Below are 21,341 nucleotides of genomic sequence, written 5' to 3'. Positions count from 1 at the left end.
CGACGCGCGTCAGGGCACGATGACCGACAGCGTCTGTGCGACACAGGCCGGGCGCTCCTCGCCCTCGATCTCGACGGTGAACGTCATGGCCACCTGGGCGCCCTTGGGCGACTCCTTGACCTCGTCGAGCACGGCGGTGCCGCGCACGCGCGAGCCGACGGGAACCGGCTGCGTGAAACGCACCTTGTTCGAGCCGTAGTTGACGGCCATCGAGATGTTCTCGATCGACCAGATCTCGGCAGCCAGCATCGGCACGAGGCTCAGCGTGAGGTAGCCGTGAGCGATCGTCGTGCCGAACGGGCCGGCCTTCGCCTTCTCCGGGTCGACGTGGATCCACTGATGGTCGCCCGTCGCCTCGGCGAACTGGTCGACCATCGTCTGGGTGACCTCGTGCCACTCGCTCGAGCCGAGTTCCTCGCCGACGGCGGCCTTGAGTTCCTCGAGTCCGTTGAACGTACGCATGAGCTCCTCCTTCAGTTCAGGGGTCCGCCGGCGACGTAGAGCACCTGGCCGGAGACGTACCCGGAGCGCTCGTCGCAGAAGAACGACGCCGCGTTGGCGATGTCCTCGGGGCGGCCCACCTTCTTGACGGCCGTGGCGTCCGCCGCGCCCTTCATGAAGTCGTCGAACGGCACGCCGACACGCTCGGCGGTGGCCGCCGTCATGTCCGTGGCGATGAAGCCCGGAGCGATGGCGTTGACGGTGACGCCGAACTTGCCGAGCTCGATGGCGAGGGTCTTCGTGAAGCCCTGCAGACCGGCCTTGGCGGCCGAGTAGTTGGCCTGACCGCGGTTGCCGAGCGCCGAGCTCGACGACAGGTTGACGATGCGGCCGAAGCCTTCCTTCGTCATGTGGGCCTGGGCCTCGCGGGCCATGAGGAAGCTGCCGCGCAGGTGAACGCCCATGACCATGTCCCAGTCGTCGACGCTCATCTTGAACAGCAGGTTGTCGCGCAGGATGCCGGCGTTGTTGATGAGCACGGTGGGGGCACCGAGCTCGTCGGCGACGCGCTGGACGGCCTTCTTGACGCTCTCCTCGTCGGAGACGTCGGCGCCGACGGCGATGGCCTTGCCGCCAGCGGACGTGATGGCCTCGACCGTCGAGGCGCACGCGCTCTCGTCGAGGTCGATGACGGCAACCTGCAAGCCGTCGGAGGCTAGACGCTGGGCGACGGCCGCGCCGATGCCGCGCGCGGCACCGGTGACGATGGCGGTTCGCTGGGTCATGGGGATGTCCTTTCGTCGGGAGTTCGAGGGTTTCGGGATGCTCAGAAGCCGCCGGTGAGCGTGATGCCACCGTCGATCGGCAGCGTCTGGCCCGTCACCCAGGCCGCATCCTCGGAGGCGAGGAAGGCGACGGGGCCGGCGATGTCCTCGGGGCGGCCGAGGCGCTTGAGCGGGTACGGCTTGGCGACCTCGTCCTCACGGCCCTCGTAGAGGGCCTTGGCGAAGTCGGTCTTGACGACGGCGGGGGCCACGGCGTTGACGCGCACCGTGGGGCCGAGCTCGACGGCCAGCTCCTCGGTGAGGTGGATGAGGCCGGCCTTCGTCACGCCGTAGTAGGCGATGCCGGGGGCCGTGCGCAGGCCGGCGATGCTGGCCAGGTTGACGACGGAGCCGCCGTTCTCCTTCATCCACAGGTTCCACGCGGTGCGCGTCCAGGACAGCGTGGCGAGGAGGTTGACCTCGGAGATCTTCGTGGCCGCTGAGTCGTCGAGGTCCATGAGGCCACCGAAGACGGGGTTGATGCCCGTGTTGTTGACGAGCACGTCGAGGCGGCCCCAGGTGTCGAGCGCGGTGCGCACGACGTCCTCCTGGTGCTCCTTGTCCTGAGCCTTGCCCGCGCGCGCCAGCGCGGCGTCACCGAGCTGGGCGACGGCGGCGTCGAGAGCCTCCTGGCCGCGCGCCGTGATGATGACGTTGGCGCCCTCGTCGACGAGGCGCTGCGCGATGGCAAGGCCGATGCCGCGGCTCGCTCCGGTAACGATGGCCACCTTGCCCTCGAAGCGCTGGGTCTGTACTGGCATGCGCGATGCTTCCTCTCGATGCTTATTGAGCGTTGCTCAACAACTCTATTCCCCGGTGGAGTACTGGGTGCGCAATTCGCGCTTGAGAACCTTCATGCTCGGCCCGAGCGGCAGCTCGCCGACGATCTCGACGCGGCGCGGGTACTTGTGCGATCCGAGGCGCTCGCGGCTCCAGGCGATGATCTCGTCGCCGTCGAGTCGGGCCCCTTCGCTCGGCACGATGACGGCCATGATCTCCTCGCCGTACTGCTCGTCCGGCACTCCGATGACGGCGACCTGGTCGACGCCCTCGTGGCGCATGAGCGCTTCCTCGACCTCGCGTGGGTAAACGTTGTAGCCGCCGCGGATGACGAGGTCCTTCGTGCGGTCGACGATGCGCAGGCGCCCCGACTCGTCCTGGATGCCGATGTCGCCGGTGCGGAACCAGCCGTCCTGCAGCACCTCGCGGGTGGCGGCCTCGTTGTTCCAGTAGCCCGCGAAGACGGCGTGGCCGCGGACGATGACCTCACCCCGCTCTCCGGCGGGCACGAACTCGATGTGGTCGGGCACGGTGACGTCGGCGATGGCGATGTCGATGCCCCACAGGCTGTGGCCGACGCTGCCGGCCTCGACGCCGAGTTGCTCCTGGTTCGACGTGATGGACGGCGAGGTCTCGCTCAGGCCGTAACCCTCGTGAATCTTGGTCGAGAAGGTGGCCTCGAAGCGCTCGAGCACGGCGACCGGCAGGGAGGCGCCGCCACTGACGGCGTCCTCGAGTTGCGGCACCGGAATGTCGGGGTTCTCCGCCACCGCGGCGAGAAGCTGGATGTACATCGTCGGCACCGCGCAGATCATCGTGACGCCCTCGCGGTTCATGATCTCGAGGGCCTCCCTCGCGTCGAAGCGCGGCTGGAGCACGAGCGTCGCGGTGTGGCGGAAGCCCGCGTTGAGCGAGACCGACTGGCCGAAGACGTGGAAGAGCGGCAGGCACCCGAGGGCGATCGTGCCGGGCGGCACGCCGTTGCCGTCGAAGGCGCTGACGGTGGCGTTCATCACGAGGTTGAGGTGGGTGAGGATGGCCCCCTTGGGGCGTCCGGTCGTGCCGCTCGTGAAGAAGATGACGGCCGGGTCGAGCGGCTCGCGCGTGACGAACGTGGTGAGTGGCTCGGCGTCGGTGCCGTACGTCGTGATGTCGTGGGTCGGAACGCCCGTCATCTCGGCAGCCTTGGTGGCCGCAGCGGCGACGGCCGGGTGGTACATGAGGTGGCTCGCCTCGGCGGTGTCGATGAGATACGCCGCCTCGCGGCCCTGCAGAAGCGTCGGAATGGGAACGACGACGCCGCCCGCAGCGAGGATTCCGTAGTACGAGGTGACGAACTCGATGACGTTCGGCGCGAGCAGAGCGACGCGGTCGCCGGGCTGCACGCCGTCGGCCACGAGCTGTGCTGCCGTGCGGCGCGCCCGCTGCCACGTCTCGGCGTACGTGAGGCGCTGCTCTCCCTGGACGAGGGCTATGGCGTCCGGCTCTCGACGGGCCGGCTCGGCGAGAACGCTGGCCAGGGAAAGGGTCGTGGAAACGTAAGGCATGTCGGACATGGAGAAACCCCCGCGAGACGAAACGTCGATGTGCTCTGAATCACATCACATCGGTGATGCTGCAACAACTATTGAGCGTTGCTCAATAGTTCCCGGTCCAGTCGGCTGTCGTGAATTGAACTCCCTACGATGCGCCTTCCCGGAATCGCTGGGTTGTCGGTGGCCGTGTGTAGCGTGAACGTCATGGGCGAACGAGTGTTACTGGTGGTCGACGTGCAGGTCGACGTCATGGAGGAGTCGGTCGGTTCCGACGCCGTCATCGCGAACGTGGCGAAACTGGTCGAGGCGGCTCGCGCCGCCGACGTTCCCGTCGTGTGGGTGCAGCACACCGACGCAGGGCTCGCGAAGGGGAGTGCCGAGTGGCAGATCGTGCCGCAGCTCTCGCCCGCCGACCACGAGGCGATCGTGCACAAGACGTGGAGCGACTCCTTCGTCGAGACCGACCTGGCCCAGCAGCTGGAGGCGCTGGGGGCTCGCGAGATCGTCCTCGCGGGCGCGCAGACCGACGCGTGCATCCGCAGCACGTTCTACGGCGGCATCCACCGCGGCTACGACGTGACGCTGGTCTCCGACGCGCACACCACCGGTGACATGCGGGAACGGGGCGCCGAGTTCTCGCCCGAGCAGTCGATCGCCGTGCTCAACGAACAAGCCGCCTCCACCAAGCAGCCCGCCGCAACGGGGGCCGTCACGACGACGGCCGAAGCGTTCGCCTGAGGGGAAACGTCGAAGGGCCGGTTCGAGCAGACGCTCGAACCGGCCCTTCTCGTCAGACTTCTACGAGCTCAGAGAGATTTTCTCTGGCTTGTTCTGTCGGTGTCTACCTGCGGCCGAGGGGCGAGCTCGCTTGCGCTCGCGGGCCCCTCAACCTCCGGTTCCCGCTTCTCAGAGTCCCAGGTCACGCCCGATGATCATCTTCATGATCTCGTTCGAACCGGCCCAGATCTTGTGCACGCGCGCGTCACGCCACGCACGTGCCACGCGGTACTCGTTCATGTAGCCGTAGCCACCGTGCAACTGCACGCACTCGTCGAGTACGTCGCACTGCACCTGGGCGGCCCACCACTTCGCCTTCGCGGCGTCGACGGCCGTCAGCTTGCCCTCGGCGTGCGCGGCGACACAGTCGTCGATGTACGCCTCGGAGACCTCGATCTTCGTCACCATCTCGGCGATCTTGAACGTGTTGTGCTGGAACGAGCCGATGGGCTGACCGAAAGCCTTGCGGTCCTTGCAGTACTGGATCGTCTCGGCGAGGATCTGCTTCGCGTTCGCGATGTTGGCGATGGCGTTGCCGATGCGCTCTTGCGGCAGGTGCTTCATCATCGCGATGAAGCCGAGGTCCTGCGGGCCGAGCAGCGCGTCGGCGGGCAGACGCACATTGTCGAAGAACAGCTCGGAGGTGTCGGACTCGACCTGGCCGACCTTGTCGAGCTTGTTGCCCTTCGTGAAGCCCTCGGTGCCGGCCTCGACGAGGAACAGCGAGATGCCCTTGGCGCCCTTGCTCGGGTCCGTGCGTGCCGCGACAACGGCGACGTCGCACTGGTGGCCGTTCGTGATGAACGTCTTCGAACCGTTGAGGATCCAGTCGCCCGAACCGTCGTCGGCCTTGACGGCGATCGACTTGAGGTTGGCGAGGTCCGAACCGCCCGACGGCTCCGTCATGCCGATCGACAGGATCAGCTCACCCGTCGCGACCCGCGGCAGGTACTTCTGCTTCTGCTCCTCGGTGCCGAGGCTGACGATGTACGGCGCGGTGACATCCGAGTGGATGCCGAAGCACGACGCGACGGCGGCGGTGAACTTGCTGATCTCTTCGGCGAAGATCGCGTTGAAGCGGTAGTCGTCGATGCCAGCGCCGCCGTACTCCTCCGGAATGCACAGGCCGAAGAAGCCCTGCTTGCCGGCCTCGAGCCAGATGTCACGCGCGATGACGTGATCGCGGATCATCTCCTCGGCACGCGGGGCGAGGGTGCGCTCGACGAACTCGCGGGCGGAGGAGCGGAACGCCTCGTGGTCCTCGTCGTAAATGTTGCGGGGCATGGTCGCAGCCTTTCGATACTGATGGGTAGCTCCAGCCATGCTACGACGCCGACAATGGCGGCGCCTCCCACCCCGCTTCCCTACGCAGGCGTAAGCCGCGGGGCCTCACGAAACGCTCCCGAGGGGCCGTTCATTCGACGTTCAGTTGCGGGTTACTGGGGAGTAGAGGTGGCCGGGCACGATGTTCGGACGATCGCCCAGCCCGAGAAGAGGTCTCCCCGTGTCCGACATCTCCCGCCGCCGTGTCCTCAAGGGTGCCTCAGGCTCCCTCGCCGCCCTCGCCTTCGCCGGCGTCGCCACCGATCGCCAGGTTGCCTACGCGGCGTCGCGAAGCGTGTTCACCAAGGGCACGACGCTGGCGAACGTCGCGACGCCGAAGGCCCCGTCGGGTTACGCGCGCCTCACTGCCGGGGCGGGTTGGGCACTCGTCGTGCGCGACGAGTTGGTCGCAGCCAAGCCGAACCGCGACGACACCCGTAAGGCGCTCGCGAGCATCGTTCAGTTCACCGACCTGCACATGATCGACGCCCAGAGCCCGGTGCGCTTCGAGTGGTTGAGCACGGTCAACGGCAGCGCGTTCCGCCCGCAGGAGCCGCTCGGCTCGCACGGTGGGGCGCAGCTCGTCAAGCGCATCAACGATCTGGCGAAGGGGCCCTTCTCCGGGCGCGTCTTCGACTGCGTCGTCTCCACCGGCGACAACACCGACAACCACGAGTCGGTCGAACTCGACTGGTTCCTCGCCGTGATGAACGGTGGAACGATTCGGCAGAACACCGGTGCCGCCACTGAGTGGGAGGGCGTCGCCACCGGCGGTGACGAGCAGTTCTACAACGTGAGCGACGACGCCGTGCGCGACCGGTACAAGGAGGCCGGCTTCCCGACGGTGCCCGGATTCTTCGCCCGCGCCGTTGCGCCGCACCGCAGCCACGGCCTCAAGACGCCGTGGTTCAGCGTCTTCGGTAACCACGACGACTCGATGAGCGGGGTGCTGCCGAGCGACTGGGCGGCCGTCGCGAAGCTCTACACGAGCGACAAGAAGTTCATGGGGTTCAAGGCGTCAACCTCGAACACGCAGCTACGTCGTGCCTACACCGGCGCCTCGCGCACCCTGCCGCAGACATCGTCGATGACGACGCGCAGCGTGACGCCGGACGCCCGTCGCGCGCCGTTCACGCCCGTCGAGTACATGAAGGCGCACCTGCCGAGCGGAGGGCACGGCTTCACCGAGGAGAACGTCGCCACGGGCCGTGGCTACTACGCGTTCCGCATCGCCGACGGCGTCACCGGCATCGCCATGGATTCGACGAACCGCGCGGGCTGGACCGAGGGCAGCCTCGGTGACGAGCAGTTCCGCTGGCTGCAGCGCCGTCTGGAGGCCGGCAGCAGCCGGTTCTTCGATGTCTGGGGCGCCGAGCAGAAGCGTCAGGTAGACGACGAGTTGTTCGTCCTGTTCAGCCACCACACGAGCGAGTCGATGAACAACCTGCTCCTCGACCCGGGCAAGCCCGAGATCCGCCACGGTGGCCTCGAAGTCGTCAACACCCTGAAGCGCTTCCCGAACGTCATCGCCTGGGTCAACGGCCACACTCACGTCAACAGCATCACCGCGCGCCGTCACCGCGATCCGGAGCGCAGCTTCTGGGAGATCAACACGGCCAGCCACGTCGACTTCCCCCAGCTCGCCCGCATCATCGAGGTCTGCGACAACGCCGACGGCACGCTGAGCCTCTTCACGACGCTCGTCGAGTCGGCGGCGCCGTACCAGGCCTCCTACTCCGACGGCTCCCAGGCTGCGCTGGCGTCCCTCTATCGCGAACTGTCGTACAACGACATCAACGCCGAGCGCGAGGGGCTGGGCACCCCGGCCGACCGCAACACCGAACTCCTCCTGCCCAACCCACTGCACTGACCGGCGGCTCTCAGCTGCGTAGCGCCCGTCCCGCGCGCACGCGGGAGGCGACGGCCCCGAGGAGCCACAGGAACGTGATGAGGGCTCCCGTCGAGGCAAGAACCCGCACGAACGCGGGCTCCTCCGGGTAGGTCGCGACGAACACCGCCACCGCCAGGGCGAGCACGAGCAGGCACGTCGTCAGCGGGAAGGTCTCGACGAGCATCTGCGCCTGCTCCTCCTCGTCCTCCTCGTCCCGGGCGGAACCCAACAGCTTCGTCGGGGTGGGCGCGGCAGGGCGCAACGTGGCCATCCGACGATGGTGTCCACGCCCCATGAGCGCGAGCGCGACGAGTGAGACGACGAGTGTCACGGCGGACGAGGCCAGGCGTGCTCCGTGTGCCCAGGCGACCGTTTCCTCGTCGTCGGCCAGCGTGTCGACGAGGCGTTCGCCACCGGCCGCGGCGAGAACGACGAGAACGAGCACGAGTGCCCACGTCCGTAGCGCGTGGGACTCGCGGAGGGAGGTCATGGCCGGGTCAGCGGTAGTTCGTGAACTGCAGGGCCACGTCGAGGTCGGCGCCGCGAAGGAGCTGCTGCACGGCCTGCAGGTCGTCACGGCTCTTGCTCGTGACGCGCAGTTCGTCGCCCTCGATACGTGCCTTGACCGTCTTGGGGCCCTCGTCACGGATGAGCTTGCTGATCTTCTTGGCGTTCTCCGACGAGATGCCCTCCTTGAGGGCGGCCTCGAGTCGGTACTCCTTGCCGGAGAGCTTCGGCGTCGGTTCGTCGCTGCCGTAGTCGAGCGTCTTGAGCGAGACGCCACGCTTGACGAGCTTCGTCTGCAGCACGTCCAGGACGGCGAGGGTTCGCTCCTCGGAGTTGGCCTTCATGACGATCGAGTCGCCGGACAGCTCGACGGAGGCGCCGACGTTCTTGAAGTCGTAGCGCGACGAGATCTCCTTGGCCGCCTGGTTGACGGCGTTCGCGACTTCCTGCTTGTCGATCTTGCTGACGATGTCGAACGAGCTGTCTGCCACGGTGTCTCCTCGGGTCGCGGGTGAGTGCTTTCTCCAGCGCCACGATAGAGCCCGACACGCCGGTTAGGGGAGGCGGTCGGCGAAGGTGGGGTCGCGGGGGTGTGACGTGCGAGCCGATTCGCCCAGCCTCCCGCCTCTTTGCTATGGTTTGCGAGCACGCGAGCCAGGTTGCCCGAGCGGCCAATGGGAGCGGACTGTAAATCCGTCGCGAAAGCTTCGAAGGTTCGAATCCTTCACCTGGCACCCCAGTGCACGAAGGCCCCGCAGCGTCAGCTGCGGGGCCTTCGTCTTGTCCTTGCTGCTGTTCACGCCTGCGTGCCGGGCAACTCGAGCGACTCGACAGAGCTGACAGCGTTGACGGGCAGCACGCCGCCGTACACGTGCGCGAAGCGCTCACTCTCGGGGTCGTCGGGCGCCGCCGGTTCGACGCGCACCTCGAGGCCCGCCTCGGCCAGGGCCTCCGGGTCGAGCGTGAGCAGGACGAGCGGCGCGTCGACGTCGGAGTAGAAGCGCTCGAGGGTCGGGCGAACCTGCTCGGGAAAGCTCGCGTGCAGGTAGCCCACGGCGTCGATGCTCATGCCGAGCGTCGACGTCGCGTAGGTGCCCTCACGCTGCGCCTCGTCCCACTCGTCGGCCAGGGCGATGTGATGGATCGTCTGCATGATCCGACCCTAACGGCGCTCGCGGCAGGCCCGGTCGCCGTGACGTAGCGAGCGCTGACGGACACCGACGGCGGCCCCGCTTCCTTGAGCTGGGCCGCCGTCTGAGGTGGTGCGAGGATTTCGTGTCAGCGGGTGACGCCGGCGCGGTCCTGGCCGAGGTCGATGAGGTCGTTCTCGAGCCAGCCCTCGGGGATGCCGAACGCCTCCGTCAGCATGACGGCGTGCGGGCGCAGCTCGCCGCACAGCGAGTTGATGCGCGTCGTGACGGCCTTGGAGCGCGCCACCGAGAGGCGGCCGTGCTCCATGAACCAGCCCTTGTCCTCCTCGATCGACGACAGGGCGTAGAGGTCGAAGACCTTCGCCATGAGGTCGCGGGCCGGGCCGTTCTCCATCGCCTCGAGGCCGTCCTGGAAGGCCTCGAAGACGCGCAGGTCGATGTCGGCCTTCGCGGCGGCGAGGATGTGGTCCTGGGCGTTGTTGAACACCTCGAAGCCGTTGTCCTTGCCGGCCTTGCGCAGACGCATCGCCGCCGTCTCGAGCAGGTGGCTCGCGCGCTCGGAGAACATCGATTCCTGCCAGCCGCGCGAGTCGAGAGCGGTCTCGTCGTTGCGCGGCGTGGCGCCGTCGATGAGCTTCTGCAGGCCGGCGCGCTTGAGCGTGTTCTCCACGAGACCCTCGACGGTCTGGGAGGCCACGCGGGCGATCATGCCGGCGATGTCGAGGTCGCCCCAGCTGTCGCGGTACTCGGTGAGCAGACCCTTGGCGACGAGCTGCATGAGCACGGTGTTGTCGCCCTCGAAGGTGGCGAAGACGTCGACGTCCGCGCGCATCTGCGTCAGGCCGTTGACGGCCATGTACCCGGCGCCACCGCAGGCCTCGCGGCAGGCCTGGATGGTGTCGAGCGCGTGCCAGGTCGTCTGCGCCTTCATGCCGGCCACCCACGACTCGAGTTCGCGCTGGGCGTCCTCGTGGTCGGGGCCGGGCGTGCCGCCCTCGGCGGATTTGGCCGCGTCCTCGAGCTCCTGCAGGCGCGAGGTCATGGCGTTCTGCGCGAACCGCAGCGCGTACGACTTCGCCAGGCGCGGCAGCAGCTTGCGCTGGTGCGCGAGGTAGTCGAGGACGACGATCTCCTGCTCCCCACCCGGAGCGGCGAACTGACGGCGCTGGTCGCCGTAGCGGATGGCGATGGCCAGCGCCTTCTGCGCCGCGGAACCCGAGCCGCCACCGACGCAGACGCGGCCGCGCACGAGGGTGCCGAGCATCGTGAAGAAGCGTCGGTTGACGTTGTCGATCTCGGAGACGTAGGCGCCGGTCTCGTCGATGCCGCCGAACTTGTCGAGCAGGTTCTCGCGCGGCACGCGGACGTGGTCGAACGCGATGGTGCCGTTGTCGACGCCCGGCAGGCCGCCCTTGGCGCCGTTGTCGCCGATCGTGACGCCGGGCATCGGGTTGCCCTCGTCGTCGCGGATGCGCACGAACAGGGCGTGCACGCCGTGCTCGCCGCTCTCCTCCTCGCCGTCCGGGACGTCGCCGACCTGCGGCACGACGAGCTGGGCGAAGACCACGGCCGCCTTGCCGTCCTTCGCGGCGTTGCCGATGTAGGTCTTCGTCGCGGAGACGGTGGGGGAGTGAATGACGATCTCGTCGGTCTCGATGTCGTACGTCGCGGTCGTCTCGACCTCTGCGACGTTGGAACCGTGGCCGATCTCCGTCATGGCGAAGCAGCCCATGAGGCGCCCCGACATGATGTCGGGCAGGTACGCCGAGAGGTGACGCTCGGTGCCGAGGCGGGCGAGCGCGCCGCCGAACAGGCCGAACTGGACGCCGAGTTTGATGAGGAGCGACAGGTCGCCGAAGGCTTGCATCTCGAACGCTACGCAGGACGCGCCGTAGTCGAGGGTGCCGCCGTGCTCGGTGGGGAAGCCGATGGAGCCGTAGCCCATGTCCGCGAGGGCGAGTACCTGACGGGTGACGCGCTCGCGCTGGACGTCGATCGGCTCGCCCGGGGTGCCCGTGATGGCGTCGGCCGGCAGTTCGCGGCGCACGCGCTCGCGAAGGTCGCGCCACGGGCCGTCGAGCGCGGCGCGCAGGACGTCGACGTCGGCCTGTGCGCCGAGCGGTTCGGCGGCGTTCGGGTTCTCGTGACGGGGAGTGGTGTCGTTCGTGGTCGTGCTCATGTCGTCCTCCTGCGACGCGCCGTTGCGTGACGCGTCGGTCTGGGTGGGATGAAGGGCATCGTCTGGTCAGGATCGTGTCATCGACGGCGCGGGTGTGGGGCCGATCCGTCGGAAGTCGGGAGCTCGCCGTGGCCGGCCAGGCCGGTGTGGGCGAACGCTGCGAGGTGGCGCGCGAGGTCCGTACGCGTGAGGCCGTCGGGGTTTTCGAGCCAGCGATCGGCCGACTCCTTGACCATGCCGACGAGCGCCCAGGCCAGCGCCCGATTCCGCCCCTGGGTGTGGGCGTCGTCCGGCTGTAGCTGCGCGAGCAGGTGGGTGAGGTTGTCCGCAATACGCCCCGAGAGGCCGGTGACCGGGTCGCTCGCCGGCAGGTCGTCGGGAAGCGTGACGTCGGGGCGGCGCACCACGAAGCGGTAGACCTCGGGGTCGCGTTCGACGAGGCGCAGGTAGCTGTCGATGACCGCGCCGAGGATCCGGGGGAGGTTGACCTCGGCCGTCGTGGCGAAGCCGCCGGACGAGGCGGTGGCCTGCTCGATCTCGGCGAGGATGCGGGCGTCAACGGATTCACAGACCGCGAGGTAGACCCCGTGTCGGTCGCCGAGGTGGCGGTAGATGACGGTCTTGCTCGTGCCCGCCTGCGCGGCGATCTCCTCCATGCCGACGCCGGCGCCGTGCGTGCGGATGGCCCGCACGGTGGCGTCGACGAGCTCACGGCGCCTGGCGACGCGGTGGGCGGCCCAGCGCACGTCGCGCCCGTCGCGGGGTGTCTGGCCGTGGTCGGAGGTGCTCGAAGGGGCGGACATGTCCCAGAGGGTATCGCGTACCGCGCGTACCTGCTACTGTCCGTATCGGTAAGTTTCAATGAGCACTTCTACTCACGTCGAATCGCGAACGCGGCTCGGCGACCAGGGTTCTCACGACCATCGGAGCGAGAAATGACCACGATCCGTGACGCCTACGTCATCGGCGGCAACCGCATCCCCTTCGCACGCTCGGGCGGCGCCTACCTCAAGGCGAGCAACCAGGACATGCTGACGGCGGCCATCGACGGCCTCGTCTCGCGCTACTCCCTGGCCGGCGAACGCCTCGGTGAGGTCGTCGCGGGCGCCGTCATCAAGCACGCGCGCGACTTCAACCTCACCCGCGAGTCGGTTCTCGGCAGCCACCTGGCGCCGGCGACGCCGGCCTACGACATTCAGCAGGCCTGCGCCACCGGCCTCGAGGCCGCCATCCTCGTGTCGAACAAGATCAAGCTCGGCCAGATCGACTCCGCCATCACCGGCGGCACCGACACGACGTCCGACGCCCCGCTGGCCCTCAACGACGGCCTGCGCAAGACGCTGATGAAGGCCAACTACGCGAAGACGACGGGTGACCGCCTGAAGGCGCTCGCCTCGATCCGCCCGAACCAGCTGTCCCCGGAGCAGCCGCGCAACGAGGAGCCGCGCACCGGCCTCACCATGGGTGACCACATGGCCATCACGGCCGAGAAGTGGGGCGTCACCCGCGAGGCTCAGGACGAGCTCGCGGCCGCCAGCCACCAGAACATGGCCGCTGCGTACGATCGCGGTTTCTTCGACGACCTCATCACGCCCTTCCTGGGCCTTTCCAAGGACAACAACCTTCGCCCCGACAGCACGGCGGAGAAGCTCGCCAAGCTCAAGCCGGTCTTCGGCAAGGGCGAGAACCGCACGATGACCGCCGGCAACTCGACGCCGCTCACCGACGGTGCCTCGGCCGTTCTGTTCGGCAGCGAGGAGTGGGCCAAGGAGCGCAACCTGCCGCTGCTCGCCCGCTTCGTCGACGGTGAGGGCGCCGCGGTGGACTACGTCAACGGTGACGAGGGCCTGCTCATGGCTCCCGCCTACGCCGTGCCGCGTCTGCTGGAGCGCAACGGTCTGTCCCTGCAGGACTTCGACTTCTACGAGATCCACGAGGCCTTCGCCTCGACCGTCCTCGCGACGCTCAAGGCGTGGGAGGACCCGGAGTTCTGCAAGGAGAAGCTCGGTCTCGACGCGCCCCTGGGCTCGATCGACCGCAGCAAGCTCAACGTCAACGGCTCGTCGCTCGCGGCGGGTCACCCCTTCGCTGCCACGGGTGGGCGCATCATCGCCCAGCTCGCGAAGCAGCTGCACGAAAAGGGCTCCGGCCGCGGCCTCATCTCCGTGTGTGCCGCCGGTGGCCAGGGCGTCGTCGCGATTCTGGAGGCAGTGTGATGGCTGACGGTTACTCGAACTTCGTCAACAACGGTTTCGGCAAGAAGCTCGCCAAGCAGCTGGGGCTTCCCCAGCCGCCGGTGCTGCGCCGCTACGAGGTGGGCCAGGCCCTCCTCGACGGCCCCGCCGCCGTCGGTGTCGTCGGCGCCGGTGTCGCTGCCGCCAACGCCGCCGCGATCATCCGCTCGTCCGACGCCACGGTCGTCGAGGCCACGCCCGACGCCTCCTACGGCGACAAGCTGGGCGCCCTCGTCATCGACGTGACAGACGCCAAGACGCTGGCCGACCTCGAGGCGTTCCGCGCCATTGCCGTGCCCGCCGTCAAGGCGCTCGGTCGTTCGGCTCGCGTCATCGTCCTCGCGACGACGCCGAGCGAGATCGACGACGTCGAGGCCGCCGCCACCGCTCAGGCGTTCGAGGGCATCACGCGCTCGATCGGCAAGGAGCTGCGTGCCGGCGCTTCGGCCAACCTGTTCTGGGTCGACCCGAACGCTCAGGGCGACAGCTCCGTGCTCGCCGCGCCGTTGCGCTTCTTCCTCTCGAGCCGCTCGGCGTACGTCTCCGGCCAGCCGGTGCGCATTCGCAAGCACGGCGTCCAGGAGGTGCTCGACTGGCACCGTCCGTTCGACGGTCAGGTCGCCGTCGTCACCGGCGCCGCTCGCGGTATCGGTGCGCAGATCGCGCGCGTCTTCGCCCGCGCGGGTGCGCACGTCATCGCCGTCGACATCCCCGCCGCCGGTGACGCCCTGAGCAAGGTCGCCAACGAGATCGGCGGCACGTCGCTCGGCCTCGACATCACGACGCCGGACGCCGGTCACAAGATCGCCGAAGCGGTGGCACGCAAGGCCGACAAGCTCGACGTCATCGTCCACAACGCCGGCATCACGCGCGACAAGCTGTTCGTCAACACCGACGCGGACCGCTGGGGTTCCGTCATCGACGTCAACCTCGCCTCGCAGCTGCGCATCAACGAGGTGCTCCTCGACCCGGCCACCAAGGGCGGGCTCAGGGACGGCGGCCGCATCGTCTCCGTCGCCTCCACCTCGGGCATCGGCGGTAACCGTGGCCAGGCCAACTACGCCGCGTCGAAGGCCGGTGTCATCGGTCTCGTCCGTGAGCTGTCGGAGCACCTCGCCGACCGTAACATCACGGTCAACGCCGTCGCGCCGGGCTTCATCGAGACCGACATGACGTCCAAGATCCCCGTCGCCACGCGCGAGGTGGGTCGTCGACTCAACTCGATGCTCCAGGGCGGCCAGCCGGTCGACGTGGGCGAGGCCATCGCCTTCTTCGCCGAGCCGGGTTCCGCGGGTGTGACCGGCCAGGTTCTGCGCGTGTGCGGTCAGAGCCAGATCGGAGCCTGACGTGGCATCTGCTCGGACGATCGAACTGAAGGGCGAGCCCAAGCTCGGACCGATGTTCGCGAAGGCCGTGGCCACGGGCGGGCGCCGGAAGGGCAAGACCCTGCCGGACGTCGAGGTCGTGCGCCGGGACGTGACGCCGAGCGTCACCGACGTCGCCGACTACGACGCCGTCTGCGGGTTCGCTTTGAGCAACCGCCTGCCGAGCACGTACCTGCACGTACTCGTCTTCCCGCTGCAGGTCGCGCTCATGTCCGACGAGGCCTTCCCGTTCCCGCTCATGGGCAGCGTGCACCTCGAGAACGCCATTACGCAGCACCGTCCGGTGCTGCTCGGTGAGACGCTCGAACTGCGCGCTCGTGCCGAGAACCTGCGTCCGCACTTCCGCGGCGCGCAGGCCGACCTCATCGGTGAGGTCTACGTCGGCGGCGAGCTCGTGTGGGAAGGGCGTTCGACGTACCTCTTCCGCGGCCGCAAGGTCGAGGGCGAGGTGCCGCCGAAGGTGGACGAGCCGGACGCCGTCGAGGGCTTCGGAGCCACGTGGCGCCTCGGGGGAGACCTCGGGCGTCGCTACGCCAAGGTCTCGGGCGACGTGAACCCGATTCACATGAACCCGCTCGCTGCCAAGGCGCTCGGTTTCCCGACGACGATCGTGCACGGCATGTGGAGCAAGGCGCGCATGCTCGCGGCGATCGAGAACCGCTTGCCGGACGCCTACGAGGCGACGATGAGCTTCCGCAAGCCGCTGCTCATCCCCAGCACGGTGTCGTTCGTGGCCGAGGGTGCGCGCGACGGCGGTTTCGACCTTGCCCTGCGCAACGCGAAGAAGCGCACGGAACACGTGCGCGGATCGGTGCGTCCGCTCGCCTGAGCCGCATCGGATCGCGGCGCAAAAGAAGCGCCGAAAGAACGCCTCGGGGCGTCGGGAACTTTCCCGGCGCCCCGAGGCGTTTGTCCGGGTGTCCTCGCGTGGAGCCTGACGGCCACGTCGAGGGCAAGGGTGAACAAGGTGCAGACGGCGGGGCCACCTCTGGGGGTGGCCCCGCCGTCATCCTGTGCGCGAACGGCCGCCAGTGGCTTCCGACGGCCCGGAGTGGCCCGAGTGGCCCCGGCGCAGCGTCGGGAATGCCCGGGTGCCGGTCGGTGTTACACGGTCGTAGCGATGGCGTCACGAAGCGGCGTCGTGTGTGGTCGAGAACACCCGCATCCGCAGGTCATCTCGATTTCACTTTGGTTACCCACCCGTGTAAGGTCTTCCTCGCGCCCAAAACGTGTCGAGCCTTCGATACCGGTGGCGCGAGGCCCCTATAGCTCAGTCGGCAGAGCGTCTCCATGGTAAGGAGAAGGTCAACGGTTCGATTCCGTTTGGGGGCTCGCTTGAATGTTTCGGGCTCGCCCGGAAGGTTCACGGCGCGGCGGGGTAGCTCAGCTGGTTAGAGCGCACGACTCATAATCGTGAGGTCGCGGGATCGAGTCCCGCTCCCGCTACCAATCTTCATGACAACAGATTTCGACTTTCCGAGAGCAGGTGTGGGACATGGCCTCCAAGAGCGCTGACGTTCGCCCGAAGATCACGATGGCTTGCACCGTGTGCAAGGAGCGCAACTACATCACCAAGAAGAACCGTCGGAACAACCCCGACCGTCTCGAACTGGCGAAGTTCTGCAAGCGCTGCGTGAAGCACACGGCGCACCGCGAGACCCGCTGATCTCGCGCACGAAACATCCACGGAGGGTCGTCACCGCACGGTGACGGCCCTTCGTCATGTCTGAGCCGCTCGCGCAGGTGCGGCGTCGGCAGCGACTTCCGGGTAGCCCTGCGGGGCGCCTACGGTCGAGCCATGGCAGTGAATCCGGCCGTCGAGGGCCGCACCTATTCCATTCCGGAGCCGCACGTCGTGACGCAGGACGAGCTCGACGCCTTCGCTGCGGCCGTTCGCTCGCCCGGCGCCAGCTCGGGCGCTACGTCACAGGCTGCGCCCCTGACGTTCGCCGTCACGATCGCGCAGCGCGCCGAGGCCGAGTTCATGGTCGATCCGGAGGCGAACGTCGACTTCTCGCGGCTCGTCCACGGCGAGGAGGGCTTCACCTACCACGCACCGATCGTCGCGGGCGACGAACTCGCCGCCACCACCACGGTGCGCCGGGTGCGCTCGGCCGGCGGGCACGACATGGTGACGCTCGAGACGGGCGTCGAGACCACTGCGGGCGAGCCCCGCGTCACGACGACGAGTGTCGTCGTCATTCGAGGGGAGCAGGCATGAGCACCGTGACATGCCTCGCCGACGCCGAGGTCGGTGACGAGGTCTGGTCGACGACCCACCGTCTGCTGCGAGCCGACCTCGTGGCCTATGCCAACGCGAGTGGCGATCAGAACCCCATCCACCAGGACGAGGAGTTTGCCCGCTCCGTCGGTCTGCCCGACGTCATCGCGCACGGCATGCTCACCATGGGCCTCGTGGCTTCCGCCGTCGAGACGGTAGCGGCGGGGCGTGAGGTCGCATCCTTCACGACGCGCTTCGCCGCCCCGGTCGTCGTGCCGGCCGGTGACGACGGCGTCGAGGTGGCGCTCGTTCTCACGGTCGCCGCAACGGACGAGTCCGCCGGCACCGTGACGCTCGATGCGGCCATGTCGGTGGCAGGCACTAAGGTCTTGAACCGAGCCCGAGCGGTCGTCAACATCTGAGTGAGGTCTTCGTGCAGGAGCAGTTCGACATCCCCCTGGCACCGCTGACGACGATGCACGTCGGCGGCCCCGCACGCCGCCTCGTCGTGGCCGAGACCATCGACGAGATCGTCGACGCCGTGCGCGAGACCGACGACGCGGGCGAGCCCCTGCTCGTTCTCTCCGGCGGCTCCAACCTGCTCATCGCCGACGAGGGGTTCCCCGGAACGGTCGTCAAGATCGCCAACCAGGGCCTCGAGATCGAGCACGACTCAGACTGCGGTGGCGTCACCGTCCGCGTCGGTGCCGGCGTCGTGTGGGACGACTTCGTGCGGGAGGCGTGTGAGCGCGACTGGTCGGGCATCGAGGCGCTCTGCGGCATTCCCGGTCTCGTCGGTGCCACCCCGGTGCAGAACGTCGGCGCCTACGGCCAGGAGGTCGCCCAGACGATCTCCAGCGTGCGCACCTACGACCGGGTGACGCAGCAGATCAAGACCTTCGCGAACGCCGACTGCGAGTTCACCTATCGCCACAGCATCTTCAAGAGCACCCCGTATCGCGACGGTGACAAGAGCGGGCGCTACGTCGTGCTCGACGTCTCGTTCCAGCTGCGCAAGGCAGACCGCAGCCAGCCCATCGCGTACGCCGACCTTGCGGCCGGCCTGGGCGTCGAGCAGGGCGAGCGCGTGCCGCTCGCCGACGCGCGTGCAGGCGTTCTCGCGCAGCGCGCGAAGCGCGGCATGGTGCTCGAGGCAGGCGATCACGACACGTGGTCGTGCGGCTCGTTCTTCACCAACCCCATCGTCACGCGTGAGCAAATGGACTCGATCGTCGCGCGCGCCGAGGAGCGCCTCGGCGCCGACGGCCCGGTGCCTCCGCAGTTCCCCGCGGGCGCGGCGCACCCCGACATGTTCAAGACGTCGGCCGCGTGGCTCATCGACAAGGGCGGCTTCGGCAAGGGCTACAACATGCCGGGCCCCGCGGCCCTCTCGACGAAGCACACGCTCGCCCTGACGAACCGCGGTACGGCCACTGCTGCCGATGTCGCAGCGCTCGCCCGCGTCGTCGTCGACGGTGTGGAGGAGGCCTTCGGCGTCCGTCTCGTGCCCGAGCCCGTCTGGGTCGGCCTCACGCTCTGAGCGTCACGCCTCGTTCGGCCGGGGCGAGCCGGCGGGCTGGGCGAGCAGCCACGCATCGATGTCGGCGTTCGCGCGCTGCACGACGTCCTGCGGTGCTCGGGAGATGGCGAAGCTGTCGCGTGCCAGCTGCGCGAGTTCGGCGTCGCTGAAGCCGTGGACGTCGCGCGCCGTGCGGTACTGATCGCTCAGGCGCGAGCCGAACAGCAGGGGATCGTCCGCGCCGAGCGCCATCTTGGCTCCGGCGTCGAAGAGGCGGCGCAGGGGCACGTCACGTGCTTCCTCGTAGACGCCGAGCGCGACGTTGCTGCCGGGACACACCTCGAGGCCCACACCGTCGTCGACGACCCTGCGCAGGACGTCATCGGAATCCGCACTGCGCACCCCGTGGCCGAGGCGGTCGGGACGCAGCGCATCGAGCGTTTCCGTGACCGCGTCGGGGCCGAGCAGCTCACCGCCGTGGGGGAGCGAGGCGAGCCCGGCGTCCCGGGCGATGCGGAAGGCCGGCGCGAAGCTCTCGGTGTCACCGCGGCGCTCGTCGTTACTCAACCCGAAGCCGACAACCGGGCCTGCGTTCCTCGCGGCGAGCCGGGCGAGTGTGCGGGCGTCGAAGGGGTGCTTGAGGCGCGAGGCAGCCACGACGACGCCGACGCCGATGTCGTGGCGCTCGGACGCCTTCTGCGCTTCGTCGAGCACGATCTCCAGCGCGGGTGTGATTCCGCCGACGAAGGGGGCGTAGGAGGTGGGGTCGACCTGGATCTCCAGCCATCGCGAACCCTCCGCGGCGTCTGTGGCCGCGGCCTCGTCCACGATGCGTCGCATGTCGTCCTCCGAGCGCACGCAGGCGCGGGCCGCGTCGTAGAGGCGCTGGAACCGGAACCAGCCGCGTTCGTCCATGGCGGAGGCGAGAGTCGGCGGCCAGTGGTCCGTGAGGCTCTCCGGAAGGCGAACTCGGTGAGCGACGCTGAGGTCGAGCAGCGTGTCGAACGCCATCGAGCCAGTGAAGTGCAGATGCAGGTGGGCCTTCGGGAGGGTGTCGATGTCGCGGGCGGTCCTGGTCGTTCCGGTCACACCCTCATCCTGTCACCGAGCGCGGGCGTTCCCGACCGTGACGCAGCCCCGCCGCCTGAGGCCACCCCGATTTCCACCCAGCGCTGTTCGTCCCGTAGACTCGTGCGCCGGTAGACCGGACACCCATTCGGGATACCGCGCGGGGCAACCCGCGAAGGGCACTAGCTCAATTGGCAGAGCACCGGTCTCCAAAACCGGGGGTTGGGGGTTCAAGTCCCTCGTGCCCTGCACAGCGCACTGATCCGGAAGGGTGACACTGTGGCAGACAACGACGCAGCGACGAGCACGGCCGTCGCAGGCGAGCGTGAGCGCCGCGGTTTCTTCGGCCGCATCCTGTTGTTCGTCCGACAGGTGATCGACGAGATGCGCAAGGTCGTCTACCCCACGCGTGACGAACTCACCAGCTTCACGATTGCCGTCCTGGTGTTCCTCGCGGTCATCATGGCCTACGTCAACGGTCTAGACTGGATGTTCACGCGTGCGGTGTCGTGGGTCTTCGGCTCCGGCTGATCCCCGAGACATCACGAGAGTCGCCGCCTGGGCGCCCGCTTCGCGGGAGGCACGGGCGGCGCGCTTGTGTGGCGCACCACTTGAATGTAGTTCCCCTCATGTGAAGGAAGCAGGGTCGATGACCGAGCAGAACCCCGAGCAGCTCTCGCCCGCCGCTCGAGAAGAGGCCGAGTACGCGGCCGACGCCGCACAGACGCCGGACGCCGATCTCACGCCCGAGCTCGGCGAGATCGGCAAGCTGCCGACGGCCGACGAAGCCGACGAGGAGAACGCCGCGCGCACCGAGGACGAGGCGTCCGCTTCCGAGGACGGCGCCGACGAGGCTGCCGTCGACCCGCGCGAGGCCTTCATCGCCGACCTCAAGTCGCAGTTCGGTGACTGGTACGTCATCCACTCCTACGCCGGCTACGAGAAGCGCGTGAAGACGAACCTCGAGCAGCGCATCACGAGCCTCAACATGGAGGACTACATCTTCCAGATCGAGGTGCCGATCGAGGAGTACACCGAGATCCGCAACGGTCAGAAGAAGTCCGGCACGCGCGTTCGCATGCCCGGATACGTCCTCGTGCGCATGGACCTCACCGACGAGTCGTGGGGCGCCGTGCGTCACACGCCGGGCGTCACCGGCTTCGTGGGCAACGCCCACCAGCCGTCGCCGCTGTCGATCGACGAGGTCGTCACGATGCTGAACCCGACGTTCGACGAGCCGGAGAAGGCTTCCGACGCCGCTGCCACGGGAGGCGCCAAGGGCGGCTCGGGCACGGCCCCGGTTGCTGTCGACTTCACCGTCGGCGAGTCCGTCACCGTCATGGAGGGCCCGTTCGAGACGCTGCCCGCGACGATCTCCGAGATCAACGCTGACACCGCGAAGCTCAAGGTCCTCGTCTCCATTTTCGGCCGCGAAACGCCGGTCGAACTGGGCTTCAACCAGGTCGCCAAGATCTGATCAGCCCCACCTGTTCCTCTCGTCGCCCG

The 21,341-nt window shown here is 68.3% G+C and carries 22 protein-coding genes and 4 tRNA genes; 15 read left to right on the top strand and 11 right to left on the bottom strand.

What is annotated here, in order from left to right; genetic code table 11:
* Positions 1-9: 9 nt before the first annotated feature.
* The 4 genes from H7F30_RS14585 to H7F30_RS14570 are packed head-to-tail and all read right to left on the bottom strand — an operon-like array spanning position 10 to position 3,601.
* On the bottom strand, positions 10-462 hold the full coding sequence (locus H7F30_RS14585; RefSeq protein WP_047310426.1) for a MaoC family dehydratase: 453 nt from the start codon (positions 460-462) through the stop codon (positions 10-12).
* A gap of 11 nt (positions 463-473) precedes the next feature.
* The gene (locus tag H7F30_RS14580) at positions 474-1,226 is read right to left on the bottom strand and encodes an SDR family oxidoreductase (protein WP_222617816.1); all 753 of its coding nucleotides are present in this window, start codon (positions 1,224-1,226) and stop codon (positions 474-476) included.
* A 41-nt stretch (positions 1,227-1,267) separates the two neighbouring features.
* Entirely contained in the window at positions 1,268-2,026 is a 759-nt protein-coding gene (locus H7F30_RS14575) for an SDR family oxidoreductase (RefSeq protein ID WP_187035929.1), read from the bottom strand.
* A 45-nt stretch (positions 2,027-2,071) separates the two neighbouring features.
* Positions 2,072-3,601, bottom strand: coding sequence for a long-chain fatty acid--CoA ligase (locus tag H7F30_RS14570; protein ID WP_129664256.1), 1,530 nt, complete (start codon positions 3,599-3,601; stop codon positions 2,072-2,074).
* Between the two features lie 183 nt (positions 3,602-3,784).
* Here H7F30_RS14570 and H7F30_RS14565 point away from each other — a divergent pair, with 183 nt between their 5' ends.
* Positions 3,785-4,318, top strand: a complete 534-nt coding sequence (locus H7F30_RS14565) for an isochorismatase family protein (protein ID WP_187035927.1) — start codon at positions 3,785-3,787, stop codon at positions 4,316-4,318.
* A 168-nt stretch (positions 4,319-4,486) separates the two neighbouring features.
* On the opposite strand, the gene H7F30_RS14560 is transcribed toward H7F30_RS14565, so the two are convergent.
* Positions 4,487-5,641, bottom strand: a complete 1,155-nt coding sequence (locus H7F30_RS14560; protein WP_187035925.1) for an acyl-CoA dehydrogenase family protein — start codon at positions 5,639-5,641, stop codon at positions 4,487-4,489.
* A 220-nt stretch (positions 5,642-5,861) separates the two neighbouring features.
* Between H7F30_RS14560 and H7F30_RS14555 the strand changes: the two genes are divergently transcribed.
* Positions 5,862-7,550, top strand: coding sequence for a TIGR03767 family metallophosphoesterase (locus H7F30_RS14555; protein WP_187035924.1), 1,689 nt, complete (start codon positions 5,862-5,864; stop codon positions 7,548-7,550).
* A 10-nt stretch (positions 7,551-7,560) separates the two neighbouring features.
* Here H7F30_RS14555 and H7F30_RS14550 read toward each other — a convergent pair whose 3' ends face one another.
* Both H7F30_RS14550 and H7F30_RS14545 read right to left on the bottom strand, forming a co-directional pair.
* Positions 7,561-8,061: a hypothetical protein gene (locus H7F30_RS14550; protein WP_118912260.1), complete on the bottom strand. Its 501-nt coding sequence runs from the start codon at positions 8,059-8,061 to the stop codon at positions 7,561-7,563.
* 7 nt (positions 8,062-8,068) lie between these two features.
* Entirely contained in the window at positions 8,069-8,569 is a 501-nt protein-coding gene (locus H7F30_RS14545) for a YajQ family cyclic di-GMP-binding protein (RefSeq protein ID WP_118912259.1), read from the bottom strand.
* Positions 8,570-8,731: 162 nt separating this feature from the next.
* On the opposite strand from H7F30_RS14545, the gene H7F30_RS14540 reads away from it, so the two are divergent.
* Positions 8,732-8,812, top strand: a tRNA-Tyr gene (locus tag H7F30_RS14540).
* 62 nt (positions 8,813-8,874) lie between these two features.
* Here H7F30_RS14540 and H7F30_RS14535 read toward each other — a convergent pair.
* The 3 genes from H7F30_RS14535 to H7F30_RS14525 all read right to left on the bottom strand — a co-directional run bounded on the left by H7F30_RS14535 (position 8,875) and on the right by H7F30_RS14525 (position 12,211).
* Positions 8,875-9,231, bottom strand: a complete 357-nt coding sequence (locus H7F30_RS14535) for a DUF952 domain-containing protein (protein WP_047310418.1) — start codon at positions 9,229-9,231, stop codon at positions 8,875-8,877.
* Positions 9,232-9,356: 125 nt separating this feature from the next.
* Complete coding sequence (locus tag H7F30_RS14530) at positions 9,357-11,408, bottom strand: acyl-CoA dehydrogenase (protein WP_187035922.1); 2,052 nt, start codon at positions 11,406-11,408, stop codon at positions 9,357-9,359.
* Positions 11,409-11,485: 77 nt separating this feature from the next.
* Positions 11,486-12,211, bottom strand: a complete 726-nt coding sequence (locus H7F30_RS14525; RefSeq protein WP_129664268.1) for a TetR/AcrR family transcriptional regulator — start codon at positions 12,209-12,211, stop codon at positions 11,486-11,488.
* Positions 12,212-12,343: 132 nt separating this feature from the next.
* Between H7F30_RS14525 and H7F30_RS14520 the strand changes: the two genes are divergently transcribed.
* From H7F30_RS14520 to H7F30_RS14480, 9 genes are all read left to right on the top strand, one after another.
* Positions 12,344-13,624 (top strand): acetyl-CoA C-acetyltransferase, encoded by a 1,281-nt coding sequence (locus H7F30_RS14520; protein ID WP_187035920.1) that lies wholly within the window; start codon positions 12,344-12,346, stop codon positions 13,622-13,624.
* On the top strand, positions 13,624-14,988 hold the full coding sequence (locus tag H7F30_RS14515) for a 3-oxoacyl-ACP reductase (RefSeq protein ID WP_187035918.1): 1,365 nt from the start codon (positions 13,624-13,626) through the stop codon (positions 14,986-14,988). Before H7F30_RS14520 ends, H7F30_RS14515 begins: the two co-directional genes overlap by 1 nt.
* A gap of 1 nt (position 14,989) precedes the next feature.
* Positions 14,990-15,856 carry a MaoC/PaaZ C-terminal domain-containing protein gene (locus H7F30_RS14510; protein ID WP_222617815.1) on the top strand — a complete coding sequence of 289 codons (867 nt, stop codon included), beginning with the start codon at positions 14,990-14,992 and terminating at the stop codon, positions 15,854-15,856.
* A 430-nt stretch (positions 15,857-16,286) separates the two neighbouring features.
* A tRNA-Thr gene (locus H7F30_RS14505) sits at positions 16,287-16,359 on the top strand.
* 40 nt (positions 16,360-16,399) lie between these two features.
* Positions 16,400-16,476 (top strand) — tRNA-Met (locus tag H7F30_RS14500).
* A 46-nt stretch (positions 16,477-16,522) separates the two neighbouring features.
* A complete protein-coding gene (rpmG, locus tag H7F30_RS14495; RefSeq protein ID WP_047311061.1) occupies positions 16,523-16,693 on the top strand; it encodes a 50S ribosomal protein L33 in 171 nt (56 codons plus the stop codon).
* Between the two features lie 132 nt (positions 16,694-16,825).
* A complete protein-coding gene (locus tag H7F30_RS14490; RefSeq protein ID WP_047310414.1) occupies positions 16,826-17,248 on the top strand; it encodes a MaoC family dehydratase N-terminal domain-containing protein in 423 nt (140 codons plus the stop codon).
* Positions 17,245-17,670: a MaoC/PaaZ C-terminal domain-containing protein gene (locus H7F30_RS14485; protein ID WP_187035916.1), complete on the top strand. Its 426-nt coding sequence runs from the start codon at positions 17,245-17,247 to the stop codon at positions 17,668-17,670. Before H7F30_RS14490 ends, H7F30_RS14485 begins: the two co-directional genes overlap by 4 nt.
* An 11-nt stretch (positions 17,671-17,681) precedes the next feature.
* Positions 17,682-18,788, top strand: coding sequence for a UDP-N-acetylmuramate dehydrogenase (locus H7F30_RS14480; RefSeq protein WP_187035914.1), 1,107 nt, complete (start codon positions 17,682-17,684; stop codon positions 18,786-18,788).
* Between the two features lie 3 nt (positions 18,789-18,791).
* Here the strand turns inward: H7F30_RS14480 and H7F30_RS14475 are convergent, their stop codons facing one another.
* Positions 18,792-19,856, bottom strand: a complete 1,065-nt coding sequence (locus H7F30_RS14475) for an adenosine deaminase (protein WP_187035912.1) — start codon at positions 19,854-19,856, stop codon at positions 18,792-18,794.
* Positions 19,857-20,011: 155 nt separating this feature from the next.
* On the opposite strand from H7F30_RS14475, the gene H7F30_RS14470 reads away from it, so the two are divergent.
* The 3 genes from H7F30_RS14470 to nusG all read left to right on the top strand — a co-directional run bounded on the left by H7F30_RS14470 (position 20,012) and on the right by nusG (position 21,312).
* Positions 20,012-20,084: transfer RNA gene (locus tag H7F30_RS14470), tRNA-Trp, on the top strand.
* Positions 20,085-20,114: 30 nt separating this feature from the next.
* Entirely contained in the window at positions 20,115-20,366 is a 252-nt protein-coding gene (gene secE / locus H7F30_RS14465) for a preprotein translocase subunit SecE (RefSeq protein ID WP_118912249.1), read from the top strand.
* A 118-nt stretch (positions 20,367-20,484) separates the two neighbouring features.
* Positions 20,485-21,312, top strand: a complete 828-nt coding sequence (gene nusG, locus H7F30_RS14460) for a transcription termination/antitermination protein NusG (protein ID WP_047310410.1) — start codon at positions 20,485-20,487, stop codon at positions 21,310-21,312.
* Positions 21,313-21,341: the final 29 nt, after the last annotated feature.

This window comes from Dermacoccus sp. PAMC28757 (genome assembly GCF_014302635.1).
GTDB lineage: Bacteria > Actinomycetota > Actinomycetes > Actinomycetales > Dermatophilaceae > Dermacoccus > Dermacoccus abyssi.
Note: the sequence above shows the minus strand (reverse complement) of the source record. Positions and strands in the feature narration are given on the sequence as shown.